We start from the raw sequence: 23,637 nt of genomic DNA on the forward strand, positions 1-23,637 counted from the left end.
AGGCGCAGCCATCGCGGCCATGGGCTGCTCCTACAGGTACGGATGCCACCGTAGGAGCAGCCCATGGCCGCGATACCGCGATGCCTGGACGGGTAGAAGTCTGAAACGGGACGGGGTTGAGCCAGGGGTCTAGCGACTGCCCACCTTGAGCGGCTGGGTAGGCGCCGGCAGGCTGGCCAGTACCGCGTCGCGCTGGCGCTTGAGGGCAGCCAGGGTGGTGGCATCGGCCATGGGCACCGACTGGGCGTCGACGGTCATGCCCGGGCGCACCCGCTGCAGGCCGTTGACCACGATGCGATCGCCGGCTTCCAGCCCCTTGCGCACGATGCGCAGGCCTTCCAGGCGCGGACCCAGGTCGACGGTGCGGTAGGCCGTCTTGCTCTGGCCATCCACCACCAGCACGAATTTCTTGCCCAGGTCGGTGCCCACGGCGGCGTCCTGGATCAGGGTGCCGTCGTAGGTGCCACTGCCCACCAGGCGCAGCCGGGCATAGAGCCCCGGAGTGAAGCGACCGTCGGCGTTATCGAACACGGCGCGACCATGGATGGTGCCGGTGCGCGGATCGAGCTGGTTGTCCATGAAGTCCATGTGGCCTTCGTGGGAGAAGTCGTCCTCGTTGGACAGCGCCATGTAGACCGGGCTGGCCGTGCCGCGCTGACCCTGGCGAGCCAGGGCCTGCTGCTTGAGGAAGACGCGCTCGTCGGCGTCGAAATAGGCATAGACCTTGTCGGTGGAGACCAGGGTGGTTAGACGGGTGTCGCCGGCGTTGACCAGGTTGCCGGCGGTCACCTCGGCGCGGCCGACGCGCCCGTCGATGGCGGCGCGGACCTCGGTGAAACCCAGGTTCAGGCGTGCGGCATCCAGTTGTGCCTGGGCGGCGGCGACGCTGGCCTTGGCTTCCTGGGCGGCACTGCGGCGGGCCTCGACGATTTCCGCGGAGATGGCGTTGCTGCTGCGCAGGCGTTCGCCGCGGGCGGCTTCGTCGGCGGTGCGACTGGCGCTGGCGCGGGCCTGTTGCAGCTCGGCTTCGAGGCGCTTGACCTCGGCCTGGAAGGGGCGCGGATCGATCTGCAGCAGCAAGTCGCCACGCTTGACCCGGGCACCCTCGTGGAAGAGCACGCGGTCGACGTAGCCGGAGACGCGAGGACGCACCACCACGGACTCGGGCGCTTCCAGGCGGCCGGTCACCTCGTCCCATTCAACCACCGGCTGGCGCAGCACCTCGGCGGCGCTCACCTTGGGCGCGGGCGGTGCGGCGCTGGCCTGGGGATGGGAATCGCCGCAGGCGGCCAGGAACAGCGTTGAGGTCAGGGCCAGGGGGCCGAGGGTTTTCGCGAAGAGATCCATGTTCGAGTCCGCCCGAGGTGGAAAGAGGTCAGGGAGGCGAGTCTGCCGCCGCGCGCGGGCAGCGACGAATCGAAGGGCTCGAACTTATTTATCGATGGCGATGATGGTTTTGCTGTAGGTATCGCTGGCGGTGATGGCCCTGAGTGTAGAGCTGCGGCCTAGAGCGCTTCAGCTCGGCGTTCGCCCTGGGCTAGAGTGGCAGGGCTGCAGACCCCGGCCTTGCCCATGCGCGCCGCGGTGGTCTCCAGGCTCCGGCCGAGATCCCGCTGCAGGAGGATGACGATGTCGCTATCTAGCCACGCCCTGGTATTGATCACCGCGCTACTGGCCAGCGCGGCAACGGCCGCCCAGCCGGTCTTGCCGACGCCCGCACCTGCTCATTCTGAATACCTGTTCCTGGCCGGCAACGGGGGAGCCGGCGGTGCGGGTGGCGCAGGCGGTAGCGGCGCGCTACCGGGCAGAGGCGGTAGCGGGGGGCAGGGCGGTGCCGCCGGGCCTGGCGGCGTTCCCGGCGCCAAGGGTGCGGACGGTGCCGAGGGAGCCGTTATCCCTGATTGTCGGACGCCTCGCGGCGACCAGAGGCACGACGCTGGCGAGCGCTAGAGACTGTCCGGATCGCCAATGAACATCTGGATGCGCGACCTCAGCCAGCGCTCGCCGAGGTCGTGATCCTGGGCGCCGCTCCAGGCCATGGGTAGCTCATGGCTGCCGTCGCGCAGCTCTTCCGGCGGGTCCTCGTACCTGAGGCCGCCGGTGCTGGCCAGCAGGCGCGCGGTGTAGTCCGGCACCATCACCAGCAGATCGGTTTCCGCCAGCAGCGACCCCAGGCCGTTGAACTGGGGCACCGCCAGTACCACCCGGCGGCGGCGGCCGAGCTTGTCGAGCAATTCGTCGATATAGCCGGTGAGATCGCCGGCATAGGACACCAGGGCATGGGGGCGGGCGCAGTATTCGTCCAGGGTCAGGCGCCCGGGCTTGCTGTCGGCGCGCAGCACCTTGAAGCCGAAGCGGCGTACCGGCCGGCGCTTGGCATTGGCCGGCAACTCCTCGGTATAGCCCACCGCCACGGTGATCTCGCCGGAGGCCAGCATGCCGGCAGCGGTCAGGTAATTCATCCGCCGCACCACCAGGGTGGTGCCGGGTGCCTCGATGCGGATGCGCCTGAGCAGCGGCGGCAGCAGGGCGAATTCGACGTCGTCGGACAGGCCGACACGAAACACCCGGTCGGCGCTGGCCGGCTCGAAACTCTGGGTGCGGCTCACCGCGCTGGAGATCTGGTCCAGCGCCGGCGACAGCAGGGCGGCGATCTCCTGGGCCCGCGGGGTGGGTTCCATGCTGCGCCCGGTGCGGACGAACAGCGGATCGTCGAACAGGGTGCGCAGCCGCGCCAGGGCCGCGCTGATCGCCGGCTGGCCGAGAAACAGCTTTTCCGCGGCACGGGTGACGCTGCGCTCGAGCATCAGGGTCTCGAACACGATGAGCAGGTTGAGGTCGACGCGACGCAGATCGGTACGGTTCATTCAGGCCCCGGCAGGGAGTGGATCGATACCCCCGATGTCCATTATCGATGGGGATGCATAGAATCCTAAGGGAAGGCTGGTTAGAGTCCTAGTCATAGCAGTCCGCCTCGGCAAACGTCCCGGGGTTGGCATCAACGCGAGGTAATGCCATGTCCCGCCTGATCCAGTTCACCGAATTCGGCCCGCCGGAGGTGCTCGCCTGCATCGACCGGCCCACGCCCGTGGCGGGTCCAGGCGAGGTGCTGGTGCGGGTCCAGGCCATCGGCGTGAGTTGGTACGACGTGCTCTGGCGGCAGAATCTGGCCCCCGAGCAGGCCGTGCCGCCGGCCGGTCTCGGCTGCGAGCTGGCCGGGGTGGTCACCGCCCTGGGCGAAGGCGTGGCCGACCTGGCGGTAGGCGATCGCGTGGCCAGTTTCCTGGGTCACGACATCAATCGCTACCCGGCCTATGGCGACGACCTGGTCTATCCGGCCACCTCCCTAGTGCGCTACCCGGACGTGCTCACCCCGGTGGAAGCCGCGGTGCACTACAACCCGCTGCTCACCGTCTATACCGCGCTGATGCACCAGGCCCGGCTGCAACCGGGCGAATGGGTGCTGATCACCGATGCCAGCCGCTGTTGCGGTCCGGCCTCCATCCAGCTGGCCAAGGCCCTGGGTGCGCGGGTCATCGCCAGTACCCACGACGCCGGCGACCGCGACTACCTCCGGGAGCTGGGTGCGGAACGGGTCATCGCCGCCGAGGAAGAGGATCTGGTCAGCCGCATCGCCAGCATCACCGACGGCGTCGGCGTGCACGTGGCCCTGGATGCCCTGGGCGGTCCGCAACTGGCGCTGCTCGGCGAGGCCATGGCGCCCCGCGGCCGGCTGCTGCTCTATGGCCTCAACGGTGGCAACCAGACCCCGCTGCCGGCCTGCGCGGCCTTCAAGAAGAAATTCAAGCTCTACATCCACTGCGTGCAGGACTTCACCGGCCAGCCGGAGATGGGCCTGGAAGCCGATTGCGCCGCGGTACGCGAGGCCCTGCAGCACATCGACCAGCTGACCCGCGATCGCCTGCTCAAGGCGCAGATCAAGCAGGTCTTTCCCTTCGAGCAGTTCGTCGAGGCCCACCGCTGCATGGAACAGTGCCCGACCCGGGGACGTGTCGTTATCAGCGTCGAGTGATGGATCAGGCCACAAAAAACCCACGCCAAGGCGTGGGTTTTTTATGGCCCGTGGGGCTAGGCGGCGGCTTTCTTCTGCAGCGGCGGCGTGGCGCGATTGACGCGCGTCTTGGCGCCAAAGAAGGCCACGCTGAGGAAGTGCAGCGGACTGATCCGTTCCAGCACCAGCTTGAGCGCCACCGGCAGGAACAGGCCCATGACCATGCTGACGGTAAAGACCACCCAGACGTCGTGCACCTGCAGCTTGTTCAGCACGATGCGTGCACCGGCGGTGCCGAAGACGTGGAACAGGTAGATCTCGAAGGAGAAGTACCCCAGCCAGGCCAGCGGCTTGAAGTAGAAGCGGCGGGCGATCAGCAGGCTGATGGCGGCAAGACCGAGGGCGGTACCGATGATGGCCATGTCGGTCTCGTCGAGATCGACCAGCTCGAACAGGTAGGCCTGGTCCAGGATCACCAGGATCACCAGGGCCACGGCCATGGTCACGACATTGCGTTGGGTGATGAGCTGCGCGCCGAAGCGGTAGAGACCCAGGCCCAGGAGGAAGAAGGGGAACAGCTGCACCGCCTTGTAGAGGCTGAACAGGTCCGGGAAGCTCTCCCAGGCGAAGGACGCCGCCAGGGCCACGGCGAACACCAGGCCGAAGTTGCGCAGGGTCAGCAACAGGCCGGCCTTCTCCAGCAGGGCGATCACCACGAAGATGCAGAAGATCGACTGCAGGAACCAGAAGTGCGCGTAGCTGAAGAAGTAGATGCTGAAGATGTCGGTCAGCTGCGGCTTGTAGTTGGTGTTGGGCACCGCCATCTGCAAGGCGAAGAACAGCGTCGACACCACCAGCAGGGGAATGCCGATGCGTTTGAACTTGCCCTGGTAGAAGCGCGACAGGTCGCTGCCGGTATTCACCGGGCGCAGCGCATAGACATAGCCGGAGATGGCGGTGAACAGCGGCATCCGGACATAGACGAGAGAATCGTAGAGATAGCGCAGCACCGATTCGTCCGGCACCTTCATGCCCAGGGTCGACGAACTGCCGATGACATGGCCCGCTACCATCAGAAACAGCGCCAGTCCGCGAATCGTCTCGATGCGCAGATCCTTTTCAGGCGTGGTCTTGGTCATGCTGAGTCCTCTGTACTAGCTAAGCGAGACAGCGTTTCCACAGGAGTGGGAAAGGATGTCGGCGCATCAGATCATCTGAGCCCGGTGAGCTTAGGCTAGTTCGTTAGCTTCCTTGCGGTGAGGGCGGGAAAAGTCCGGCTTTTCTTGCGCTGCATCACTTTTCTGTGAAGCGATTCCTAGAAGTGTGAACTTGCAACGGCAGCTAACAGCGCTGATTAAGGTGGCATTGTGCCAGTCTTAAGGCGTTCTTAAGCCAATGTGCGGTAAGGCGGAGGCGGCCGGTCAGGCCGCCGCAGGCAGGCTCAGACGAACGCCTTGCCGTCCAGAATCGCCTTGCGCCAGCGGGTGATGCGCACCTCGCCCGGCAGACCGGCGCTGGTGAAGGGATCGCGGGCGATGAAGGCTTCCGCTTCGGCGCGGGTTTCCACATCGACGATATAGACGCTGCCAGTGGCGGTCTCGCCATCGTCACTGAGCTTGGCGCCGCAGGCCAGCAGGGCAGCGGCGTTCTCCCGCAGGAAACCCAGGTGGGCCGGGCGATGCTGCTGGCGCAGGGCCAGGCTGTCCGGCTTGTCGAAGGTCTCGATCAGAAAAGGCATGGCAGGCTCCGATAGGGTCGACGGCCCCGGTGGCCGCCGCTGGCGCAGGGTGGCGCGATCCTGGTGTCAGCGTCAATCGGACCTTGGCCTGCCCACGCTGCCTGGCCCGGGCATAGCCTTAGCAGCGAAACGTATTAAACATTTTGGTCTGGATAGGCCAGGCTGACCTTTCCAAATGGAATATAAGGATGGTCACCATGTTTCGCTCTTCTCTGCAGCGTTGGCTGGCGCACGGCGCCGTTCTGTTGCTGACACTCGGTATGCTCGCGCCGGCGCAGGCCGCCGATCAGGTCCTGCGCATCGGCTATCAGAAGGGCGGTGGTCTGCTGGCCGTGCTCAAGGCCCAGGGCACTCTGGAGCAGGCTCTGGGCGCTCAGGGCTATCAGGTGAGCTGGCGCGAATTCCAGGCCGGTCCCCAGCTGCTGGAGGCGCTCAACGCCGGCAGCATCGACGTCGGCTACACAGGTTCACCGCCGCCGATCTTTGCCCAGGCGGCCGGGATCGATCTGGTCTACCTGGGCGCCGAACCGGCCAGCGAAGCGGTGGAGGCCATTCTGGTGCCGACCGCCTCGCCGATCCGTGACGTTGCCGGCCTCAAGGGCAGGAAGGTGGCGGTGCAGAAGGGGTCGAGCGCCAACTTCCTGCTGGTCGCTGCCCTGGAAAAGGCCGGGCTGAGCTTCAGGGACATCCAGCCGGTCTATCTACCGCCAGCCGATGCCCGCGCCGCCTTCGTCAACGGTTCGGTGGATGCCTGGGTGGTCTGGGACCCCTATCTCGCGGCCATCCAGCAGAGCCAGCCGGTGCGCGTGCTCGCCGACTACAAGGGCCTGTTGCACGCCAACAGCTTCTATGAAGGCTCGCGCCGTTTCGCCGACGCCCATCCTGCGGCGATCCGCCTGCTGCTGGCGGAACTGGCCAGGGCCGGCGCCTGGGCCAATGCCCACAAGCCGGAGGTGACGCGCATCCTGGCCGAGCAGATCGGACTGCCGGAGGCGGTGATCGCCACCTGGCAGGCGCGTACCGGGTATGGCGCGACGGCGCTGACGCCGGCGATCATCGCCACCCAGCAGCAGACCGCCGACATCTTCAAGGCCCAGGGGCTGATCCCCCGGGCGGTGGACGTCAGCCAGGCGGTCTGGCGGGCGCCGCGCTAGAACGCCTAGGCGCGGCGGGGTATGAGGTAGCCCAGCAGAAACATCCCGGCGGCGGCCACCACCACCGAGGGCCCGGCCGGGGTGTCCTGGTACCAGGACAGGGTCAGGCCCAGGCACACCGCGGCCATGCCCAGCAGGCTGGCGCCACAGGCCATCTGCTCGGGACTGCGGGCGTGGCGCTGGGCGGTGGCGGCGGGAATGATCAGCAGCGAGGTGATCAGCAGCACCCCGACGATCTTCATGGCCACGGCGATGACGATGGCCACCAGCAGCATCAGCGCCAGGCGGATCCAGGTCACCGGCAGGCCCTCGACCTGGGCCAGTTCCTCGTGCACGGTGATGGCCAGCAGCGGGCGCCACAGGCAGGCCAGGGCCGCCAGCACCAGGGCGCTGCCGCCAAGGATCCAGCGCAGATCGCCGGGACCCACCGCCAGCAGATCGCCGAACAGGTAGCTCATCAGATCGATGCGCACCTCGTGCATGAACGACAGCGCCACCAGGCCCAGCGACAGGGTGCTGTGGGCGAGGATGCCGAGCAGGGTGTCGGCGGCCAGGCCACGACGGCGCTGCAGCACCACCAGCACCACGGCCAGCGCCAGGCAGCCGACGGTGACGGTCAGGGTCGGACTGACATCCAGCAGAAAGCCCACGGCGACCCCGAGCAGGGCGGCGTGGGACAGGGTGTCGCCGAAGTAGGCCATGCGCCGCCAGACCACGAAGGAGCCGAGGGGACCGGCGACGAGGGCGAGGGCGAGACCGGCGAGCAGGGCATACAGCAGAAAATCAGCCATGCTTGCAGTGGGCTCCATGGACATGCGGGGTCTTGACCACGCCGCCATGCAGGTCATGGGCGTGATCGTGATGATGGTGATAGACGGCGAGGTTGCGCGCACTCTGGCCGAACAGCGCCTGATAAGCCGGATCGCCGCTGACCTGCTCGGGATGGCCGGAGCAGCAGATGTGGCGATTCAGGCAGATCACCTGGTCGGTGGCGCCCATCACCAGATGCAGGTCGTGGGAGACCATCAGCACGCCGCAGCCATGGCGCTCGCGCAACTGGCCGATCAGCCGGTACAGCTCGCTCTGGCCGTTGATGTCGACGCCCTGCACGGGCTCGTCGAGCACCAGCAACTCGGGCTGGCGAAGCAGCGCGCGGGCCAGCAGCACCCGCTGCAACTCGCCGCCGGAAATGCTCTGCAGGGGACTGTCGATGACGCCCTCGGCGCCTACTTCACCCAGGGCGGCCAGGGCACTGATGCGATTTACGCCCGGCACCAGGCGCAGGAAGCGCAGCACCGACAGCGGCAGGGTGGCATCCACCTGCAGCTTCTGCGGCATGTAGCCGATGCGTAGCCGCGGGCGACGCCAGACGCTGCCGCGATCGGGTGTGAGCAGGCCGAGCACGCTGCGCACCAGGGTGGTCTTGCCGGCGCCGTTGGGGCCGATGAGGGTGACGATGCGGCCAGGATCCAGGGTCAGGCTGATCTGATCGAGCACCGACTGCCCGGCAAAGGTCACGCCGACATCCTGCAGCCGGATCAGCGCCTCGCTCATGCCTGCTTCCGGCAGGCGGCGCACTGACCGACCACTTCCACGGTCTGGCCTTCCACCTGGAAGCCCACGGCGCTGGCGCCGTCGAGGATGGCCTGGTGCACGGCCGGCTGTTCCAGCTCGATGCTCACCTGGCAGCTGCGGCAGATCAGGAACTGGCCCTGGTGGGCCTCGCCGGGATGGTTGCAGCCGACGAAGGCGTTGAGCGAGGCGATGCGGTGCACCAGGCCGTTCTCGACCAGGAAATCCAGCGCCCGGTAGACGGTGGGCGGCGCGGCGCGGCGGCCGTCCTGCTCGCTGAGCACGGCCAGGATGTCGTAGGCACCGAGCGGCTTGTGGCTTTGCCAGACCAGCTCCAGCACCCGCTTGCGCAGGTCGGTGAGGCGCACGCCGGCGCGACTGCAGAGTGTGTCGGCCTCGGCCAGCGCGTGGGCGACGCAGCGCGAATGATCGTGGGGCCGAAAGGCCAGGGGGGCGTCGGACATGAAACAGTACCTTGGGAGCCAGGACGTTATTATATTGCACCTCTCTTAAGAATCGGGATTTTCACGTGCCGCGCCTCCTACCCCTCGTCGCCTCCCTGCTGCTCGCCTGCACCCTGCTGCCCGCCCAGGCCGAGGTGAAGGTGCTGACCAGCATCAAGCCCCTGCAACTGATCGCCGCGGCCATCCAGGACGGCGCCGGCCAGCCCGCCGTGCTGCTGCCGCCGGGCGCCTCGCCGCACCATTACGCCCTGCGGCCCTCGGACCTGCGCCAGGTGCGCGAGGCCAACCTGGTCTACTGGATCGGCCCGGATCTGGAGACCTTCCTGCCGGCGGTGCTCAAGGAACGCCAGGGCCCCAGCCTGGCCATCCAGGAGTTGCCCGGCCTGCACCTGCGCCGCTTCGGCGAAGAGCATGCGGACGCCCATGACGACGATCACGGCGATGAGCACGAGCACGAGCACGAGCACGAGCATGCGCACGGTGAGGAACAGGGCGGCGAACCGCAATACGCCCACGACCACGACCATCGTCCGGGCAGCCTGGATGCCCACCTCTGGCTGAGCCCGGCCAATGCCCGGGTGATCGCCACCCGGCTGGCCGCCGACCTGAGCCAGGCCGATCCGGCCAATGCGCAGCGCTATGCGGCCAACCTCAAGACCTTCGAAAGCGGCCTGGCCGCCAAGGACCAGAGCCTGCGCACCCAGCTGGCGCCACTGGCCGGCAAGCCCTATTTCGTCTTCCACGAAGCCTTCGACTATTTCGAGGAAGCCTATGGCCTGAGCCATCGCGGCGTCTTCGCCCTGGGCGCCGACGTCCAGCCCGGCGCCCGCCACGTGGCCGCCATGCGCGAAGAACTCAAGGCCGCCGGCCCGACCTGCGTCTTCACCGAGCCGCCACTGCAGCCAAAGATCGCCACCACCCTGAGCAGCGGTCTGCCGGTGACCCTGGTGGAGCTCGATCCCCTCGGCGCGCACATTCCGGCCGGTGCCGGAGGCTATGGCCAGCTCCTGCAGAACGTCGCCGACACCCTGGGTGGCTGCCTGAGCAAGCTGCCCTGAAGCGCTGCCAGGCGACGGAGCGGCAACCGCTGCCATCCGTCGCCCTTGGGCCACTTCGCGGCCGTTCAGCTTGCGTTCAGGACGAGTTCAGGCAGCGTTCAGGGCCATTGGCCTAATCTGCAACTGTCAGATCAGCAACGCCGAGGTCGCCCGGACATGTTCACCCTAGCGCAGCTCCCGCTACGGCAGATCGTCCGGACACTTCGACCCGACCTGGCGATGTTCATCCTTGTAACTCCACTGCAGGGTCACCAAGTCAGCTCTGGTCTCCTGTAGCCGTCTCGCGACGGAGCCGTCCCCCAACGGCAGTTTCCGATCCCCATGAAGTGCTCCTTACCTCTCCAACTGGAGAGGTTTTTTTTGCCTGGAATAAAGTGAGTGACCCCGTCCATGTATTCCCCGCGCTCGCCGTCAGCCCGCCAAAGCCGCCATAATCGGTACCCGGGCGTCGCTGCGCGCAGCGTGAACTACGTGCGGTCGCAGCCACAGAGAGTCTCGTTAGCTGTTCAGGAGTCTGCATGAAGATCCTCGTCGTCGAAGACGAAAACCTGCTGCGCCACCACCTCAAGGTGCGTCTGGGTGAAGCCGGTCATGTCGTCAATGCCGTGGCCGATGCGGAAGAAGCGCTCTACAGCGCCCGCGAATTCCATCACGATCTCGCCATCATCGACCTGGGCCTGCCCGGCATGAGCGGCCTCGATCTGATCCGTCAGCTGCGCAACCAGGGTGCCACCCTGCCAATCCTCATCCTCACGGCCCGCGGCAGCTGGCAGGACAAGGTCGAGGGCCTCGGTGCCGGGGCGGACGACTACGTGGTCAAGCCCTTCCAGTTCGAAGAGCTGGAGGCGCGCCTCAATGTGCTGCTGCGTCGCTCGGCGGGTTTCGTCCAGCCAAGCATCCGCGCCGGGTCGCTGAAGCTGGACCTGGGCCGCCAGCAGGCCTTCAATGAAGAACAGCCGCTGCAGCTGACCGCCTACGAATACCGCCTGCTGGAATACCTGATGCGCAACCACCAGCAGGTGATCACCAAGGAGCGGCTCATGGAGCAGCTCTACGACGATGATGGCGAGCACGACAGCAACGTCATCGAGGTGCTGGTTGGCCGCCTGCGGCGCAAGCTGGAGGCCAGCTGCCAGATGCAACCCATCGAAACGGTCCGGGGCCGCGGCTACCTGTTCACCGAGCGCTGCCAGTGATCCGTTCCTTTCGCGTGCGGCTGCTGCTCAGCGCGGCGCTGCTGGTGATCGTCTGCCTGGCGCTGATCGTGCCGGCGATCCGCAATGCGTTCGACCGTACCGTGGAAAACTTCGTCGCCGCACGGCTGGAGGCCAACGCCAACACCCTGATCGGCGCGGCGCGGGCCATCGACGGGCGCTTGGCAATGCCGGAGATGATCGCCGAAGAGGTCTTCGACCGACCCGGTTCACCGATCCTCGGCTACGTCTACGACCAGAACGGTCGCCTGCTCTGGCGCTCGCGCTCGGCGATCAAGGAGCGGCCCAACTACCGGCCGACCTTCGACGGGGGCGGGGTCAAGCTGGTCAAGGCCACCGACGACCAGGGCCAGGGCTTCTTCGTCTTCGATCGCGAGGTGCTGCTGGGCAATCCGCCGGTGGCCGGCTTCAGCGTGGTCACCATGCAACCCGCCGAGGAGTACGAGCGGCTGCGCGCGACCTTCGTGCACCAGGTGATTCTCTGGCTGGTCGGGGTGCTGGGTGCGCTGCTGGTATTGCTGGCCCTGGTCATGCAATGGAGCCTGAGACCGCTGCGCCGCCTCAGCCAGCAGCTGGACGCGGTGGAAACCGACCAGCGCGAGCTGCTCGACGAAAAGAACGTACCCAGCGAGATCAGCCGCCTGATCCGCTCGCTCAACCGCCTGCTCGACCACGAACGGCTGCAGCGCGAGCGCTACCGCGACACCCTGGGCGATCTTGCCCACAGCCTGAAGACCCCCTTGGCGGTGTTGCAGGGGGTGACCGAAGAATTGCGCCGGCGGCCGCAGCTGGATCAGGAAGTCGGCACCCTGCAGACCCAGATCGAGCGCATGAACCAGCAGGTGATGTACCAGTTGCAGCGGGCCACCCGTCAGGGCGGCGCGGTGCTCAGCCGGCCGCTGGAGCTGGCGCCGTTGCTGGAATCTCTGTTCAGCACCCTGGACAAGGTCTATGCCGAGAAACGCGTCCAGGCCGAAATGGACCTGCCGCCGAATCTGCGGGTGCAGGCCGAGGAAGCCGCCATGCTGGAGGTGTTCGGCAATCTCCTGGAAAACGCCTATCGCCTCTGCCTGACCCAGGTGCGGGTCAGCGCCCGTCGCCATACCGAGCACTGGGTGCTCGATATCGAGGATGACGGTCCCGGCATCCCTGCCGAACGGCGTGAAAGCGTGCTGCGCCGCGGCATGCGCATGGACAGCCGGCACCCTGGGCAGGGCATCGGCCTGGCGGTGGTGCAGGACATTCTCGAAGGCTATCGCAGCAGCCTGACCATCGACGAGTCGAGTCTGGGCGGCGCCCGTATCCGCTTCCGCCTGCCGGCGGCGATTTCCCCGGAGCGGCCTTCCTTGGTGCACAATGGCGCCAGGACGTGACCCATGGGTCATGGCTTGCGTCTGCTCCTGATAGTGAAATTCTGTCTGTAAGGACCCCGGCATGAGCCGCGACTGCCGTCACCTCGAATCCCTGTTGCACCACGATATTCCCATCACCAAGGCCCTGGGCCTGGAAGTCCGCGACTGGAGCGAGCAGCGCCTGCAGCTGCATGCTCCGCTGGATGCCAACATCAACCACGCCAGCACCATGTTCGGCGGCAGTCTCTATTGCGTGGCCGTGCTGGCCGGCTGGGGCTGGCTGTACCTGCGTCTGCGCGAAGCCGGCATCGAAGAAGGCCACATCCTCATCCAGGAAGGCCAGATCAGCTATCCGCGGCCCATCACCGCCGACGCCCTGGCCTATGGCGAACCGCCCGAGGCGCGCGCCTGGGAACGCTTCGAGACCACCTTCCGCCGCCGCGGTCGCGCGCGCATCACCCTGCAGTCGCGCATCGTCACCGAGAGCGGTGAGGATGGGGTGCGCTTCACCGGTCAGTACGTGCTGCACCGCTGACAGAGGGCGTGGCATGCAAAAGGGCGACCCTAGGGTCGCCCTTTTTTGTGGCCGTTCCCCGGCTAGCCGTGGGGGTGCGGCTCGGACTTAGCCTGCTGGGCGGTATTGGTGTCGGGCAGGTTGTCCGGCGGTACGGCCAGGGCCCGCAGGGCACCGGACATGATCTCGCTGAAGGTCGGCGCCGAGACCAGGCCGCCGAAGTAGCCTTCCTTGGTCGGGGTATCCAGCATTACCGCCAGCACCAGCTTGGGATCGGCCGCCGGTGCCATGCCGACGAACATCGAGCGATAGGCGTGCTCGGTGTAGCTGCCGGAGCCGGCCTTGCGCGCGGTACCCGACTTGCCGGCCACGTGATAGCCGGGCACCCGGGCGCGGATCACGCCGCCGTCGTCTTCCACCACGTGGTTGAGCATCATGCGGATGCGCCGGGCGATGGTCGGGTCCATGGCCTGGACGCTCTGCTGCTTCTGGTCCTTGAGCAGGGTCAGGGGCGTCAGCTGGCCATCGTTGGCGATCACCGAGTAGGCCTGGGCCAGTTCGGCGACGTTGACCGCCAGGCTGTAGCCAAAGGACATACTGGCCGTGGCGATCTGCGACCACTTGGTGTGGCCGGGCAGGTAGCCGGCGTTCTCGCCCGGGAAGCCCAGTGCCAGGGGATTGCCGAAGCCGACCCGGCTGAGCTGCTCGTAGATGGGCAGCGGCCCGATCTGCAGGGCCACCTTGCTCATGCCAATGTTGGACGAGTTGAGCAGCACCCCGGTCATGGTCAGCACGCCGCGCTTGGCCACGTCGTGGATGGTATGGCCGTCGATGGTCATCCAGCCCGGCGCCACGTCCACGGTGCTGTTCTCGTTGAACTTGCCCGAGGCCAGGGCCACCGACATGCTGAACGGCTTGATCACCGAACCGGGCTCGAAGGCGTCGGTCAGGGTGCGGTTGCGCATGTTGGGGATCTGCAGGGTGGCGCGGTTGTTGGGGTTGTAGGAGGGGAAGTTGGTCATCGCCAGGATCTGGCCGGTCTTGGGATTGACCAGCACCGCCGACCCGGACTGGGCGCCGAACTTCTCCACCGCGGTCTGCAGCGCGCGATAGGCGATGAATTGCAGGCGCAGGTCGATGGACAGGGCGACGTCCTTGCTCGGTTGCGGCTGGCGCACCACGCGGATGTTCTTGACCACCGAGCCCCGCGGATTGATCAGCACCTCACGCACGCCGCCCTTGCCGGCCAGCCAGTCCTCGAAGCCCAGTTCCAGCCCCTCCTGGCCATGGCCGTCGATGTTGACCATGCCGATCACCTGGGCCACCAGGTCGGAGCTGGGGTAATAGCGCTTGTATTCCTTGATCTGGCGTACCCCGGGCACGCCGAGGGCCATGATGTTCTCGCCATCGATGGGCGACAGCGCCCGGGCCAGGTAGAGGAAGTGCTTTTCCGGATGGCCGAGGATCAGGTTGCGCAATTCCGCCTCGGGCTTGTGGATGGCCTGGGCCAGGCGACCCAGCTGGTCGGCGCTGTCCTGCATCTCCGCCGGGTTGCACCAGATGGTCACCACCTCGGTGGAAACCGCCAGGGGCGCACCGTTGCGGTCGGTGATCATGCCGCGGGTGACCGGAATGGGAATGTGGCGCACCGAGCGGCGGTCGCCCTGGTCACCGAGGAAGGCGGCATCGATCAGCTTGAGGTAGGTGATGCGGCCGGCGACCACGCAGGTCAGCAGGATCAGCACGGCGACCACGACATAGAAGCGATAGCGGGGTGCGGCCGTCATGGCGGCTCCTGCGCGAGAAGAGGGCTTGGGCATGGTCACAACTGGTTACAACCGTCAGGGACGCGCATGGTAACTGGTCCAGCCATCGGCCGGAAACCGCTGGGCGGTCAGGGGCGGTACACTGCGCACATGAGTGACATCCCCCTGCATGACCTTTCCACCCCTACCGTGACCTGCGAGAGCTGTCAGGCCTGGTGCTGCCGCCAGGAAGTCCTGCTGTTCGACGATGCCGGCGTGCCTGCCCGTTACATCGAGGAAGACTGGACCGGCACCCGCATGAAGCGTCTCGACGACGGCTGGTGCGCGGCCCTGGATCGCGAAGAGATGAACTGCAGCATCTACGAGGTACGCCCGTGGGTCTGTCGGATCTTCGACATGGCCGGTCCGGAATGCCTGGAAGAACGGGCGGACATGAAAAGGGCGATGGAGAGCGGTGAGTTCTAGCGTCTTGTTGTGGCCAGGGCCGCGATAGACCGCAGGTTGGGTTGAGACGGCTGCTTCGTCGAAGCCTAACAATGCAGGCATGTCATGACACGCTTCGCTAGCGCTCAACCCAACCGACGATGGGCCGCCGTCTAACGCAGCTTCTGCGGCTTGTAGGCGCAGTAGTTCGGGCGCGGGCCGACCCTTGGGTGGTTGCGGCAGGTTTCCGGGCGCTGGTCGTAGATGGTGCACAGCCGCGTCTTGGGATGCAGATAGATGCAGTCGTTGTTGGACAGCCGCACCAGGGTGAACAACCCGGTCTTGGCGTTGAGGCGTTCGACCACGCCGTCCTTCTTGAGCCGCTTGGCGATGTCCTTGAGCGGCTCGCCCTTCTCGAACTCATCCACCACGCCCATGCGGATCAGATCGGACAGGCGGGCTTCCACCGGCAGGGTGCAGCAGCTGGACACGCAGTCCAGGCACATGGCCTTGTCGTAACGGATCCAGGTTTCGGTGCGATCGAGATCGGCACCGAGAATGCGCAGTATCTGAGCCATGGCTTACTCGGCGAAGGTGACCTGACCATCGGCCAGGGAGGCGACACGGGCCAGGGATTCGACGCGATAGCCCTGGGCATCCAGTTCGGCGCGACCAACCTGGAAGGACTTCTCGATGACGATGCCAAGGCCGGCGACCTGGGCCCCGGCCTGACCGATGATGGAGATCAGCGCCTTGGCCGCCTTACCGTTGGCGAGGAAGTCGTCGATGATCAGCACCCGATCGTCGGACGAAAGGTGCATGGTAGAGACAGCGATCGTACTTTCCGTCTGCTTGGTAAAGGAATAGACGCTGGCCACCAGCAGGTTGTCGGTCAGGGTCAGCGACTGGTGCTTGCGGGCGAAGATCACCGGCACGCCCAGCTCCAGTCCGGTCAGCACCGCCGGAGCGATCCCCGAGGCTTCGATGGTCACGATCTTGGTGATGCCGGCGTCGGCGAAACGGCGGGCGAACTCCTGACCGATGTCGCGCATCAGCGCCGGATCGATCTGGTGGTTGAGGAAGGCATCGACCTTGAGCACCTGCTCGGAGAGTACTTGGCCTTCGCTGCGAATCTTGGCTTTGAGGCGTTCCACGCGGACGGTCCTTTAACGGCAACGCCCGGGCCTGAGTACAGGACCGGGTCGGGGAATACGGGAGGGCGGCGATTGTGCCCTATCTTTCAAGAAAGTCGTTAGTTTGCCGACAAATCGTCTTATCGCTATCCGCAACGGATAGCTGACGCTTGCCGGTGGCTGGCACAGGAGTGGTCGAACATGGGTGTTTTGTTGTCACCGGGGATTCGCGTGCTGAGCCAGTTCAGCTTCGCCCGCAAGTTCGCCCTGCTGCTGGTGCTGTTCATCCTCCCCCTGGCGGTCAGTCTCTGGCTGCTGGGCGCCGATTTCCAGGCCAGGCTGGCCACCGTCAGTGGCGAGCGCAGTGGCGTGCGGCTGCTGCAACGGCTCGACGCCGTAGAAGAAGAACTCACCCTCCGGCGCAACCTGACCGCGCGCTGGAAGGCGATCGACACCAGTCGGCAGCAGACGCCGGCCGTGCAGGCCGCCATCGCCGCCCTGGAAAGTCGCGACGACAGTCGTCGCGAGCGGCTCGCCCGGCTCGGACAGCAACTGGAGATCGAAGGGGCCGGCGCGGATGTGCAGGCCCGTTTCAAGACCCTGCAGCAGGCGCTCGCCGGTCTCGAGGTCAACGACTTGCGCGGGTTGGGCTGGTGGCCAGATGGCTATGACAGATTCACCGCTGCCCTTGGCGCCGTCCAGGCGCTGCGCGAGGAAATCGCCTTGGACAGTGGTCTCATCCTCGACCCTTGGCTGGAAACCTATCTGCTGATGCAGATCGGCACCACCCAGTCGGTCGAGTTGTACGAACGCCTCGGCCGCCTGGCCAGCGTCGGTCAGGCCAGTGTGGTCTCCGGCCAGTTCAGCCTGCAGAGCCGCCTGCAGCTGCGCGACCTGCGCGCGCGTGTCGGCGACTCCAGCGAGAGCCTGGCCAAGGTCGCCGTCCTGCTCGGCAACAAGCTGCCCGCCGACATGGCCGGCTGGAAGGACGACTACCAGAAGGTCAGCAGCCAGCTGGACGCCAGTCTCAAGACCCTCGATCAGGGGGTGTTCGGCGGCGAGATCACGCTCAAGCCGGAGCAGTTCGAAGCCACCCTGGACGGGGTTCTGCAGGGTCTGCAGACCTTCCGCCAGCAGACCCTGCAGAACCTGGATCAACGGCTGCAATACTATGGCGCCGATGCCGTGCGCAGCTTTGGCGCCATCGCCGTCGGCTTCGGTCTGCTGCTGGTGGTGACCTGCTATCTGCTGCTATGCATGCAGACCGCCATTCGCGGCAGTGCGCGGCGCATCACCACCCTGGCCGAAGGCCTGCGCGATGGCGATCTGACCCGCTCGGCCCAGGTGAGTGGCGAGGACGAACTGGCCGAGATCGGGCGCGCCCTGGACCTGGCCGTGGTGCAGCTGCGCGGCAGCCTGCAGGCGGTCGAGCAGGAGAGTCGCCAGGTGGGCACGGCTTCCGGCGAGCTGGGTCAGCAGGCCGAGGCGGCGCTGGGGGCCGTGGAAGCCCAGCGCCAGCAGATCACCCAGATCGCCACCGCGGCCACCGAACTGGCCGCCACCGCCCAGGGCGTGGCGCGGAGTTGCGAAGAGGCCGCCGGCCGCGCCGAGCAGATGCGCGGCATCGCCGAGGCCAGCCAGAGCGACAGTCGCCAGACCACGGCCAGCATCCAGCGCCTTAACCAGCGCCTGGACGAGACGGCGGCGGCTATGGCCCAGGTCAATGCCCAGGCCGGACAGATCCAGCAGGTGGTGGACGTCATCCGCGGCATCGCCGAACAGACCAACCTGCTGGCGCTCAACGCCGCCATCGAGGCGGCCCGGGCGGGTGACCAGGGAAGGGGGTTCGCGGTGGTCGCCGACGAGGTGCGCTCGCTGTCGCAGCGCACCCAGGCCTCCACGGCGCAGATCGCCGGGACCGTTGGCAGCCTGAGCGGCACCGTGGCCCAGGCCGTGTCCCTGATGCAGGATGCCTGCGGCCAGGCCGCCAGCGACGCCCAGTCGATCACCGGGCTGGGACGGCGACTGGAAGAGATCGCCGAGTCGGTACAGGGCGTCTCCGACACCCTGGTGCAGATCGCCACCGCCGCCGAGCAGCAGGCGGTCACCGCCGATCAGGTCAGTGGCAACATCCAGCAGGTCGATGGGGCCGCGGCCGATCTGCTCGGCAACGCGCGCACGGTGCAGAGCACGGCGGTGGGTCTGGAGGCGGGCAGTCGCACCCTGACGGCCAACACCACCCGTTTCCGCCTGGGCTAGAACGCAGAAGGGGCGCCTCTCGGGGCGCCCCTTCCATTCAAAGCATGGCTGATCAGGCGCGAGTATCGAGCAGCCGGCCCAGGGTTTCCTGCGAGGCCTGCATGACCTTGGTACCGGCCAATGCCTGGTACTTGCCGACATCCAGATTGACCAGTTCGCTGGCCAGATCGGCCTGGCTGTTGGTGGTCGCGCCCAGGGCGTCCTGCTCGTTGCGCGCCGTCTGGGAGGCGAGGGCGGCACCGGCCTTTTCGACCGTGCGGCTGCCGTTCTGGTAGGCCTGCACCCCGGCGTAAAGTGAATTGCTTGAGGTCACGTTCATGGACAGGGTCCTCGACGGTGATGTCAAAGGGCTATTGAAGCAGCTTTGACGCCAAAGAACCAGCAGCCCGTGTCGCCGCCTGTGTCCGGCTATTGCCGGATGGTCGCCCGGTTGCCCTGGCCGCTCTGGCGCAGATCGAGGCCGTTGCCCGGGCCTGCCTGACTGATCGAGGCGTACTGGCCGGCGCCCTGCTGGCTGACGCTGACCCGGGCGTCGCTGGCCAGTCCCGCCTGCAGGAGATGGCCGTCGCCCAACTGCTCGACGCCAAGCTCGACGTTGTCGCCCACCCAGACCGCACTGATCTCGTTATCGTTGCCCTGGGCAGCCAGGGTCAGGCGGGAGTCGTCACCGCCGATCAGGACGCTGGCGCTGTTGCGCTTGCCCTGCTGTTGCAGATCGAGGCGATTGCCATTGCCGGTCACGTTCGCCTGGACGGCATTGTCGTCGCCCAGCTGTCGCACGCTGACGCGCTGGGGTCGATCGGCGAGGCTGTTCTGCTGCACCGTCGCGCCGTTGCGCTGGCCGATCTGGACCAGCTCCGCCTCCTGCTGTCGCGTGCTCTGGCGAATCGTCGCCCGATTGTCGTCACCCCGCTGCTCGACCTCCGCCCGATTGGCACCGCCGCCCTGCAGCAGCTCGACCTCGTTGCGGGCGCCCAGGCTCAGCACGTCCTGGACATGATCGGCGCCCACCTGCCTGAGTCGCGCAACGCTGTCGCGACCGTCCTGGAACAGATTCAGTCCGTTGCGCTCGCCCTGTTGCTCGATGCGCAGCTGCTGGTCGTCACCGCCCTGGCGCACCAGGGCTTCGTCGAGCAGGCCGCGCTGGACGATGTCCACCGTGTTGCGCTGGCCATGGCCCTGATAGACATAGGCGTGGCTCTGGCTGGCCTCGCGCTGGTCGATGAGGACCTCGCGCGCACCGCCGGCCGCCTGGGTGACGTTGGTGAAGTTGCCGACGCCGCCCTGCTCGACGCGGGTACGGTCGCCCTGGGAGGCGCTCTGGGTCAGATAGGCCTGGCTGGCACGACCGCTCTGGCTGACCTCCAGGGTGCCCTGGCGGGTATCCGCCGCCTGATTGAGGAAGGCCCCGAGGCGCTCGCCGCGCTGCTCCACGAGGGTCTGGTTGTCCAGCGCCCAGGCATGGCTGGTCAGGCCGAGCAGGCCCAGGCAGGTCAGGAATTTGAAGGTAGGCACTGGGGCGATCCGGCAGCGGTAGACAGGGCAGTCTGCCGCCGGCCTGGCCCTGCGGCCATCGCCCGAAAGACTGATATCAGCCCGGCAGGCGCAGGTGCGCGGCGACCGCGGCAGGGGTGGCCGCGGCCAGGTGTGGCACCGTGCCCAGGCAGGGCGCCGGCAGGCGTTCGTGCAGGGTGGCGAGGTTGTCGTCCAGGCGCAGGGTGGCCGGCGCCACCAGATTGGCGACCCAGCCGGCCAGCGGCAGGCCATCGGCGAGGATGGCCTCGGCGCTGAGCAGGGCGTGGTTGATGCAGCCCAGGCGCACACCCACCACCAGGATCACCGGCAGACCCAGCTCGCGGGCGAGATCGGACAGGGACTCGCGGCCAGCCAGGGGCACGCGCCAGCCACCGGCGCCTTCCACCAGGCTGAAGTCGGCCTGCATCGCCAGGATCCGCCGCACCGGTGCGGCCAGGGCGGCGACGCTGAGGTCGATGCCGGCTTCGCGGGCCGCCAGGTGCGGGGCGATGGCGGGTTCCAGGGCGATGGGGTTGATGTCGCCGTAACCGAGCGGCAGCGAGGTCTCGCCGAGCAGGGCCATGGCGTCGCCGTTGCGCAGGCCCTCGGCGGTGCGTTCGCACCCGGAGGCCACCGGCTTGACCCCGGCGGTGGCGAGGCCCTGCAGCCGGGCCCGGTGCAGCAGGCCGGCGGCGATGGTGGTCTTGCCGATCTCGGTGTCGGTGCCGGTGACGAAATAGGCGGGCATGGCGGTCATTCCTTGCGCAGCAGGACGTGGATCACCTGGTAGGTGGCGGGCAGGCCGGCGGGCTCGCGCAGGCCCTCGTAGGCCTGGGTGAAGGCAGCCAGGCGCTGGCGCCCGGTGAGGCCCTGGGGACGCCCCTGGTTGAGGTTGTGAGCGCCGATGGCCTTGAGGTGCTGGGTCAGGGCGCGCAGATCGGGGAAGTGCAGCCGCTCGGGCGCGACGTCCAGCCCCAGCACCTGCAGGCCACTGGCCGCGGCGGCGGCGGCATAGGCCGCCTGGCGGCGAAAGCGATTGACGTGCACCTGGTCGTCCACCTGGGCCCAGCTCTGGCGCAATTCGTCGAGGGTGCCTTCGACCAGGCTGCTGAAGGCCAGCACACCGCCTGGCCGCAGGATGCGGCGCGCCTCGGCGAGCACGGCGGGCAGGTCCGGGCACCACTGCAGGGCCAGGCTGGAGAGGACGAGATCGCAGCAGGCGTCGCGCAGCGGCAGGCGTTCGGCGTCGGCGGTCAGGTAGTGGCCGGCACCGGCGCCCTGGGCACGGGCATGGCGGAGCATGCCGGGCGCCAAATCCAGGGCCAGGCCTTGGGCCTGCGGATGGCGCTGGGCCAGGGCGCGGCTGCAATAGCCGGTGCCACTGCCGAGGTCCAGCCAGCGTTGCGGATGCAGAGCGGGTAGCCGGGCGAGCAGGCCGTCGGCGACCCGGCGTTGCAGCAGGGCGGCGCCGTCGTACTGCGCGGCGGCGCGGGAAAAGGACAGCGCCACCTGGCGCTTGTCGGGCAATACGTCAGCCATCGCGTCCTGCATAGATGAATTCACGGATACGGGTGGCCACCTCGTCCGGGCGTTCCAGGGGCAGGCCATGGCTGGCGTGCTCCAGGACCTCGATCTGGGCGTTGGGCAGCTCGTCGCGCAGGGCCTGGGCAGCCGTCGCCGGGACCAGGGCGTCATGGGCGCCGAACAGGTGCAGCTGGGGACCGCCGAAGGCCTGCAGGGCGGCGCGGGTGTCCAGGCGCGCGAGCAGCTCCAGACCGGCGATGACCACCTCGGGGTCGATCTCGGGCAGGGTCACCTGCAGCTGGCGGGCGAGGGTGCGGCTGTCGCGCGCGCCCTGGGCCACCAGCAGGGTGAAACGCCTGAGCGTCTGGTCGGCGTCCAGCGAGCAGGCCTCGAAGAAATCGGTGAAGACGCTGCGCGCCATGGCGGTCTGCCAGCCGGGGCGGGCGACGAAGCAGGGATTGCTGGCCAGGGTGATGAGGCCGTGCACGCCCTGGGGGCGGCGCAGGGTGAATTCGCTGGCGAGCATGCCGCCCAGCGACCAGCCGGCCAGCCAGCCGCCCTCGGCGATGCGGGCTTCCAGGTCGGTGAACCAGGCCTGGGTGTCGGTCAGGGTCGGCAGTGGTTCGATCAGCACGTCGAGAAAGGGTGCCTGCTCGACGAGTTCGTCACGCAGGGGCTCCAGCGGAGCGTTGCCCAGGCCCCAGCCGGGCAGCAAGATCAGGGTATCGCGCATGGGTCGGTCACTTATCCGCGTCAGGCGGTAATTCGGCCATGGCCTGGGCCAGAGCGTCGAGCAAGAGGTCCACGTGCGCTTCGCGATGGGCCGCCGTCAGGGTTACCCGCAGGCGGGCACTGCCGGCCGGTACGGTGGGCGGTCGGATGGCGGTGACCAGGATCCCGCGTCGGCGCAGGGCGGCGGAGAGTGCGAGGGCGCGCGCGCTGTCGCCGACCAGGATGGGCTGGATCGGCGTGGCGCTGAGCATAAGGTCCAGGCCGAGAGCCGTCGCGCCCCTGCGGAATCTCTGGATCAAAGTGTGCAGAAGCTCACGGCGCCAGCCTTCCTCACGGACGAGCTGCAGGGCGGCGAGGGTGGCGCAGGCCACCGCCGGCGGCTGGCTGGTGGTGTAGATGTAGGGCCGGGCGAACTGGATCAGCGTCTCGATCAGCGCTTCGCTGCCGGCGACGAAGGCCCCGGCGGTGCCGCAGGCCTTGCCCAGGGTGCCGACCAGCACCGGGACCTGACTCTGGTCCAGGCCGAAGTGCTCGACGATGCCGCCACCGCTGGCGCCCAGGGTGCCGATGCCGTGGGCATCGTCCACCAGGGTCCAGGCGCCGTGACGCTGGGCGACCTGGCAGAGTTCGGGCAGGGCGGCCAGATCGCCATCCATGCTGAAGACCCCGTCGGTGACCACCAGGGTGTCGCCTTCGGCCTTGGCCAGGCGCGTGGCCAGGCTAACGGGATCGTTGTGCAGATAGCGGCCGAAGCGCGCGCCGCTGAGCAGACCGGCATCGAGCAGGGAGGCGTGGTTGAGGCGGTCTTCCAGTACGGTGTCGCCACGCCCGACCAGGGCGGTGACCGCCGCCAGGTTGGCCATGTAGCCAGTGGAAAACAGCAGGGCGCGCGGCCGCCCGGTGAGTTCGGCCAGGGCCTCTTCGACCTGGTGGTGCGGGCCGCTGTGGCCGATCACCAGGTGCGAGGCGCCACCGCCCACGCCCCAGCGCTCGGCGCCCGCGCGCAGGGCGGCGATCACCTGGGGGTGATTGGCCAGGCCCAGATAGTCATTGCTGCAGAAGGCCAGCAGGGGTTCGCCATCCACCACCACCTCGGGACCCTGGGGGGCTTCCAGCAGCGGGCGCCGCCGATAGAGGTGCTCGGCGTGACGCTGGGCCAGGCGGGCGGCGAGGTCGAAGGCCATGGGGTTCTCGATCAGGTTGCAAG

At 67.5% G+C, this 23,637-nt stretch carries 24 protein-coding genes; 8 read left to right on the plus strand and 16 right to left on the minus strand.

Features of this window, described 5'->3' with window-relative positions; genetic code table 11:
- Positions 1 to 129: 129 nt before the first annotated feature.
- Together QE393_RS21075 and QE393_RS21080 are read right to left on the minus strand one after the other, a co-directional pair.
- Entirely contained in the window at positions 130 to 1,347 is a 1,218-nt protein-coding gene (locus QE393_RS21075) for an efflux RND transporter periplasmic adaptor subunit (protein ID WP_133860010.1), read from the minus strand.
- Positions 1,348 to 1,946: 599 nt separating this feature from the next.
- Positions 1,947 to 2,867, minus strand: coding sequence for a LysR family transcriptional regulator (locus QE393_RS21080; protein ID WP_310045461.1), 921 nt, complete (start codon positions 2,865 to 2,867; stop codon positions 1,947 to 1,949).
- Between the two features lie 149 nt (positions 2,868 to 3,016).
- Here QE393_RS21080 and QE393_RS21085 point away from each other — a divergent pair, with 149 nt between their 5' ends.
- Positions 3,017 to 4,033, plus strand: coding sequence for a zinc-dependent alcohol dehydrogenase family protein (locus QE393_RS21085; RefSeq protein ID WP_310045462.1), 1,017 nt, complete (start codon positions 3,017 to 3,019; stop codon positions 4,031 to 4,033).
- Between the two features lie 56 nt (positions 4,034 to 4,089).
- On the opposite strand, the gene QE393_RS21090 is transcribed toward QE393_RS21085, so the two are convergent.
- Both QE393_RS21090 and QE393_RS21095 read right to left on the minus strand, forming a co-directional pair.
- Entirely contained in the window at positions 4,090 to 5,151 is a 1,062-nt protein-coding gene (locus tag QE393_RS21090; RefSeq protein WP_273805651.1) for an acyltransferase family protein, read from the minus strand.
- Between the two features lie 302 nt (positions 5,152 to 5,453).
- On the minus strand, positions 5,454 to 5,750 hold the full coding sequence (locus QE393_RS21095; protein WP_310045463.1) for a YciI family protein: 297 nt from the start codon (positions 5,748 to 5,750) through the stop codon (positions 5,454 to 5,456).
- A 188-nt stretch (positions 5,751 to 5,938) separates the two neighbouring features.
- On the opposite strand from QE393_RS21095, the gene QE393_RS21100 reads away from it, so the two are divergent.
- Positions 5,939 to 6,904 carry an aliphatic sulfonate ABC transporter substrate-binding protein gene (locus tag QE393_RS21100; RefSeq protein ID WP_310045465.1) on the plus strand — a complete coding sequence of 322 codons (966 nt, stop codon included), beginning with the start codon at positions 5,939 to 5,941 and terminating at the stop codon, positions 6,902 to 6,904.
- A 5-nt stretch (positions 6,905 to 6,909) separates the two neighbouring features.
- Here QE393_RS21100 and znuB read toward each other — a convergent pair whose 3' ends face one another.
- From znuB to QE393_RS21115, 3 genes are read right to left on the minus strand one after another with little or no spacing between them, the layout of a single operon-like run.
- Positions 6,910 to 7,695, minus strand: a complete 786-nt coding sequence (gene znuB / locus QE393_RS21105; protein ID WP_273805653.1) for a zinc ABC transporter permease subunit ZnuB — start codon at positions 7,693 to 7,695, stop codon at positions 6,910 to 6,912.
- Entirely contained in the window at positions 7,688 to 8,458 is a 771-nt protein-coding gene (gene znuC / locus QE393_RS21110) for a zinc ABC transporter ATP-binding protein ZnuC (protein WP_310045467.1), read from the minus strand. The genes znuB and znuC overlap by 8 nt, the downstream gene beginning before the upstream one ends.
- Positions 8,455 to 8,940: a Fur family transcriptional regulator gene (locus tag QE393_RS21115; protein ID WP_133860004.1), complete on the minus strand. Its 486-nt coding sequence runs from the start codon at positions 8,938 to 8,940 to the stop codon at positions 8,455 to 8,457. Before QE393_RS21115 ends, znuC begins: the two co-directional genes overlap by 4 nt.
- A 65-nt stretch (positions 8,941 to 9,005) precedes the next feature.
- Between QE393_RS21115 and znuA the strand changes: the two genes are divergently transcribed.
- The 4 genes from znuA to QE393_RS21135 all read left to right on the plus strand — a co-directional run bounded on the left by znuA (position 9,006) and on the right by QE393_RS21135 (position 13,099).
- On the plus strand, positions 9,006 to 9,998 hold the full coding sequence (gene znuA / locus QE393_RS21120) for a zinc ABC transporter substrate-binding protein ZnuA (protein WP_310045469.1): 993 nt from the start codon (positions 9,006 to 9,008) through the stop codon (positions 9,996 to 9,998).
- A 518-nt stretch (positions 9,999 to 10,516) separates the two neighbouring features.
- Positions 10,517 to 11,194 carry a response regulator transcription factor gene (locus QE393_RS21125; protein ID WP_007159882.1) on the plus strand — a complete coding sequence of 226 codons (678 nt, stop codon included), beginning with the start codon at positions 10,517 to 10,519 and terminating at the stop codon, positions 11,192 to 11,194.
- Entirely contained in the window at positions 11,191 to 12,585 is a 1,395-nt protein-coding gene (locus QE393_RS21130) for an ATP-binding protein (RefSeq protein WP_273805656.1), read from the plus strand. The genes QE393_RS21125 and QE393_RS21130 overlap by 4 nt, the downstream gene beginning before the upstream one ends.
- A 61-nt stretch (positions 12,586 to 12,646) precedes the next feature.
- Positions 12,647 to 13,099 carry a thioesterase domain-containing protein gene (locus QE393_RS21135; protein WP_017642321.1) on the plus strand — a complete coding sequence of 151 codons (453 nt, stop codon included), beginning with the start codon at positions 12,647 to 12,649 and terminating at the stop codon, positions 13,097 to 13,099.
- Between the two features lie 62 nt (positions 13,100 to 13,161).
- Here QE393_RS21135 and QE393_RS21140 read toward each other — a convergent pair whose 3' ends face one another.
- Positions 13,162 to 14,865, minus strand: coding sequence for a penicillin-binding protein 2 (locus tag QE393_RS21140; RefSeq protein ID WP_133862054.1), 1,704 nt, complete (start codon positions 14,863 to 14,865; stop codon positions 13,162 to 13,164).
- A 129-nt stretch (positions 14,866 to 14,994) separates the two neighbouring features.
- Here QE393_RS21140 and QE393_RS21145 point away from each other — a divergent pair, with 129 nt between their 5' ends.
- On the plus strand, positions 14,995 to 15,309 hold the full coding sequence (locus QE393_RS21145) for a YkgJ family cysteine cluster protein (protein WP_273805658.1): 315 nt from the start codon (positions 14,995 to 14,997) through the stop codon (positions 15,307 to 15,309).
- 131 nt (positions 15,310 to 15,440) lie between these two features.
- On the opposite strand, the gene QE393_RS21150 is transcribed toward QE393_RS21145, so the two are convergent.
- Both QE393_RS21150 and QE393_RS21155 read right to left on the minus strand, forming a co-directional pair.
- Positions 15,441 to 15,845, minus strand: coding sequence for a YkgJ family cysteine cluster protein (locus QE393_RS21150; RefSeq protein ID WP_093255091.1), 405 nt, complete (start codon positions 15,843 to 15,845; stop codon positions 15,441 to 15,443).
- A gap of 3 nt (positions 15,846 to 15,848) precedes the next feature.
- Positions 15,849 to 16,421 (minus strand): xanthine phosphoribosyltransferase, encoded by a 573-nt coding sequence (locus QE393_RS21155; protein ID WP_027597415.1) that lies wholly within the window; start codon positions 16,419 to 16,421, stop codon positions 15,849 to 15,851.
- Positions 16,422 to 18,014: 1,593 nt separating this feature from the next.
- Between QE393_RS21155 and QE393_RS22695 the strand changes: the two genes are divergently transcribed.
- On the plus strand, positions 18,015 to 18,659 hold the full coding sequence (locus QE393_RS22695; protein WP_405046313.1) for a methyl-accepting chemotaxis protein: 645 nt from the start codon (positions 18,015 to 18,017) through the stop codon (positions 18,657 to 18,659).
- A 52-nt stretch (positions 18,660 to 18,711) separates the two neighbouring features.
- Here QE393_RS22695 and QE393_RS21165 read toward each other — a convergent pair whose 3' ends face one another.
- The 6 genes from QE393_RS21165 to bioF form a co-directional block, all read right to left on the minus strand.
- Entirely contained in the window at positions 18,712 to 18,978 is a 267-nt protein-coding gene (locus QE393_RS21165; RefSeq protein WP_273805660.1) for a hypothetical protein, read from the minus strand.
- Between the two features lie 89 nt (positions 18,979 to 19,067).
- On the minus strand, positions 19,068 to 20,174 hold the full coding sequence (locus tag QE393_RS21170; RefSeq protein WP_310045472.1) for a hypothetical protein: 1,107 nt from the start codon (positions 20,172 to 20,174) through the stop codon (positions 19,068 to 19,070).
- Positions 20,175 to 20,250: 76 nt separating this feature from the next.
- Positions 20,251 to 20,922 carry a dethiobiotin synthase gene (gene bioD, locus QE393_RS21175; protein ID WP_310045473.1) on the minus strand — a complete coding sequence of 224 codons (672 nt, stop codon included), beginning with the start codon at positions 20,920 to 20,922 and terminating at the stop codon, positions 20,251 to 20,253.
- Positions 20,923 to 20,927: 5 nt separating this feature from the next.
- Positions 20,928 to 21,725, minus strand: coding sequence for a malonyl-ACP O-methyltransferase BioC (gene bioC, locus QE393_RS21180; protein ID WP_310045475.1), 798 nt, complete (start codon positions 21,723 to 21,725; stop codon positions 20,928 to 20,930).
- Positions 21,706 to 22,431: an alpha/beta fold hydrolase gene (locus tag QE393_RS21185; protein ID WP_310045476.1), complete on the minus strand. Its 726-nt coding sequence runs from the start codon at positions 22,429 to 22,431 to the stop codon at positions 21,706 to 21,708. Before QE393_RS21185 ends, bioC begins: the two co-directional genes overlap by 20 nt.
- A 7-nt stretch (positions 22,432 to 22,438) precedes the next feature.
- Positions 22,439 to 23,614, minus strand: coding sequence for an 8-amino-7-oxononanoate synthase (bioF, locus tag QE393_RS21190; RefSeq protein WP_273805665.1), 1,176 nt, complete (start codon positions 23,612 to 23,614; stop codon positions 22,439 to 22,441).
- Positions 23,615 to 23,637: the final 23 nt, after the last annotated feature.

This window comes from Pseudomonas sp. SORGH_AS_0211 (assembly GCF_031453455.1).
GTDB lineage: Bacteria > Pseudomonadota > Gammaproteobacteria > Pseudomonadales > Pseudomonadaceae > Chryseomonas > Chryseomonas aestiva.

Coding starts and splice junctions, on each gene's coding strand:
- QE393_RS21075 (WP_133860010.1), bottom strand. CDS start 1,347: ATGGATCTCTTCGCGAAAACCCTCGGCCCCCTGGCCCTGACCTCAACG.
- QE393_RS21080 (WP_310045461.1), bottom strand. CDS start 2,867: ATGAACCGTACCGATCTGCGTCGCGTCGACCTCAACCTGCTCATCGTG.
- QE393_RS21085 (WP_310045462.1), top strand. CDS start 3,017: ATGTCCCGCCTGATCCAGTTCACCGAATTCGGCCCGCCGGAGGTGCTC.
- QE393_RS21090 (WP_273805651.1), bottom strand. CDS start 5,151: ATGACCAAGACCACGCCTGAAAAGGATCTGCGCATCGAGACGATTCGC.
- QE393_RS21095 (WP_310045463.1), bottom strand. CDS start 5,750: ATGCCTTTTCTGATCGAGACCTTCGACAAGCCGGACAGCCTGGCCCTG.
- QE393_RS21100 (WP_310045465.1), top strand. CDS start 5,939: ATGGTCACCATGTTTCGCTCTTCTCTGCAGCGTTGGCTGGCGCACGGC.
- znuB (WP_273805653.1), bottom strand. CDS start 7,695: ATGGCTGATTTTCTGCTGTATGCCCTGCTCGCCGGTCTCGCCCTCGCC.
- znuC (WP_310045467.1), bottom strand. CDS start 8,458: ATGAGCGAGGCGCTGATCCGGCTGCAGGATGTCGGCGTGACCTTTGCC.
- QE393_RS21115 (WP_133860004.1), bottom strand. CDS start 8,940: ATGTCCGACGCCCCCCTGGCCTTTCGGCCCCACGATCATTCGCGCTGC.
- QE393_RS21125 (WP_007159882.1), top strand. CDS start 10,517: ATGAAGATCCTCGTCGTCGAAGACGAAAACCTGCTGCGCCACCACCTC.
- QE393_RS21135 (WP_017642321.1), top strand. CDS start 12,647: ATGAGCCGCGACTGCCGTCACCTCGAATCCCTGTTGCACCACGATATT.
- QE393_RS21140 (WP_133862054.1), bottom strand. CDS start 14,865: ATGACGGCCGCACCCCGCTATCGCTTCTATGTCGTGGTCGCCGTGCTG.
- QE393_RS21145 (WP_273805658.1), top strand. CDS start 14,995: ATGAGTGACATCCCCCTGCATGACCTTTCCACCCCTACCGTGACCTGC.
- QE393_RS21150 (WP_093255091.1), bottom strand. CDS start 15,845: ATGGCTCAGATACTGCGCATTCTCGGTGCCGATCTCGATCGCACCGAA.
- QE393_RS22695 (WP_405046313.1), top strand. CDS start 18,015: ATGCGCGGCATCGCCGAGGCCAGCCAGAGCGACAGTCGCCAGACCACG.
- QE393_RS21165 (WP_273805660.1), bottom strand. CDS start 18,978: ATGAACGTGACCTCAAGCAATTCACTTTACGCCGGGGTGCAGGCCTAC.
- bioD (WP_310045473.1), bottom strand. CDS start 20,922: ATGCCCGCCTATTTCGTCACCGGCACCGACACCGAGATCGGCAAGACC.
- bioC (WP_310045475.1), bottom strand. CDS start 21,725: ATGCAGGACGCGATGGCTGACGTATTGCCCGACAAGCGCCAGGTGGCG.
- QE393_RS21185 (WP_310045476.1), bottom strand. CDS start 22,431: ATGCGCGATACCCTGATCTTGCTGCCCGGCTGGGGCCTGGGCAACGCT.
- bioF (WP_273805665.1), bottom strand. CDS start 23,614: ATGGCCTTCGACCTCGCCGCCCGCCTGGCCCAGCGTCACGCCGAGCAC.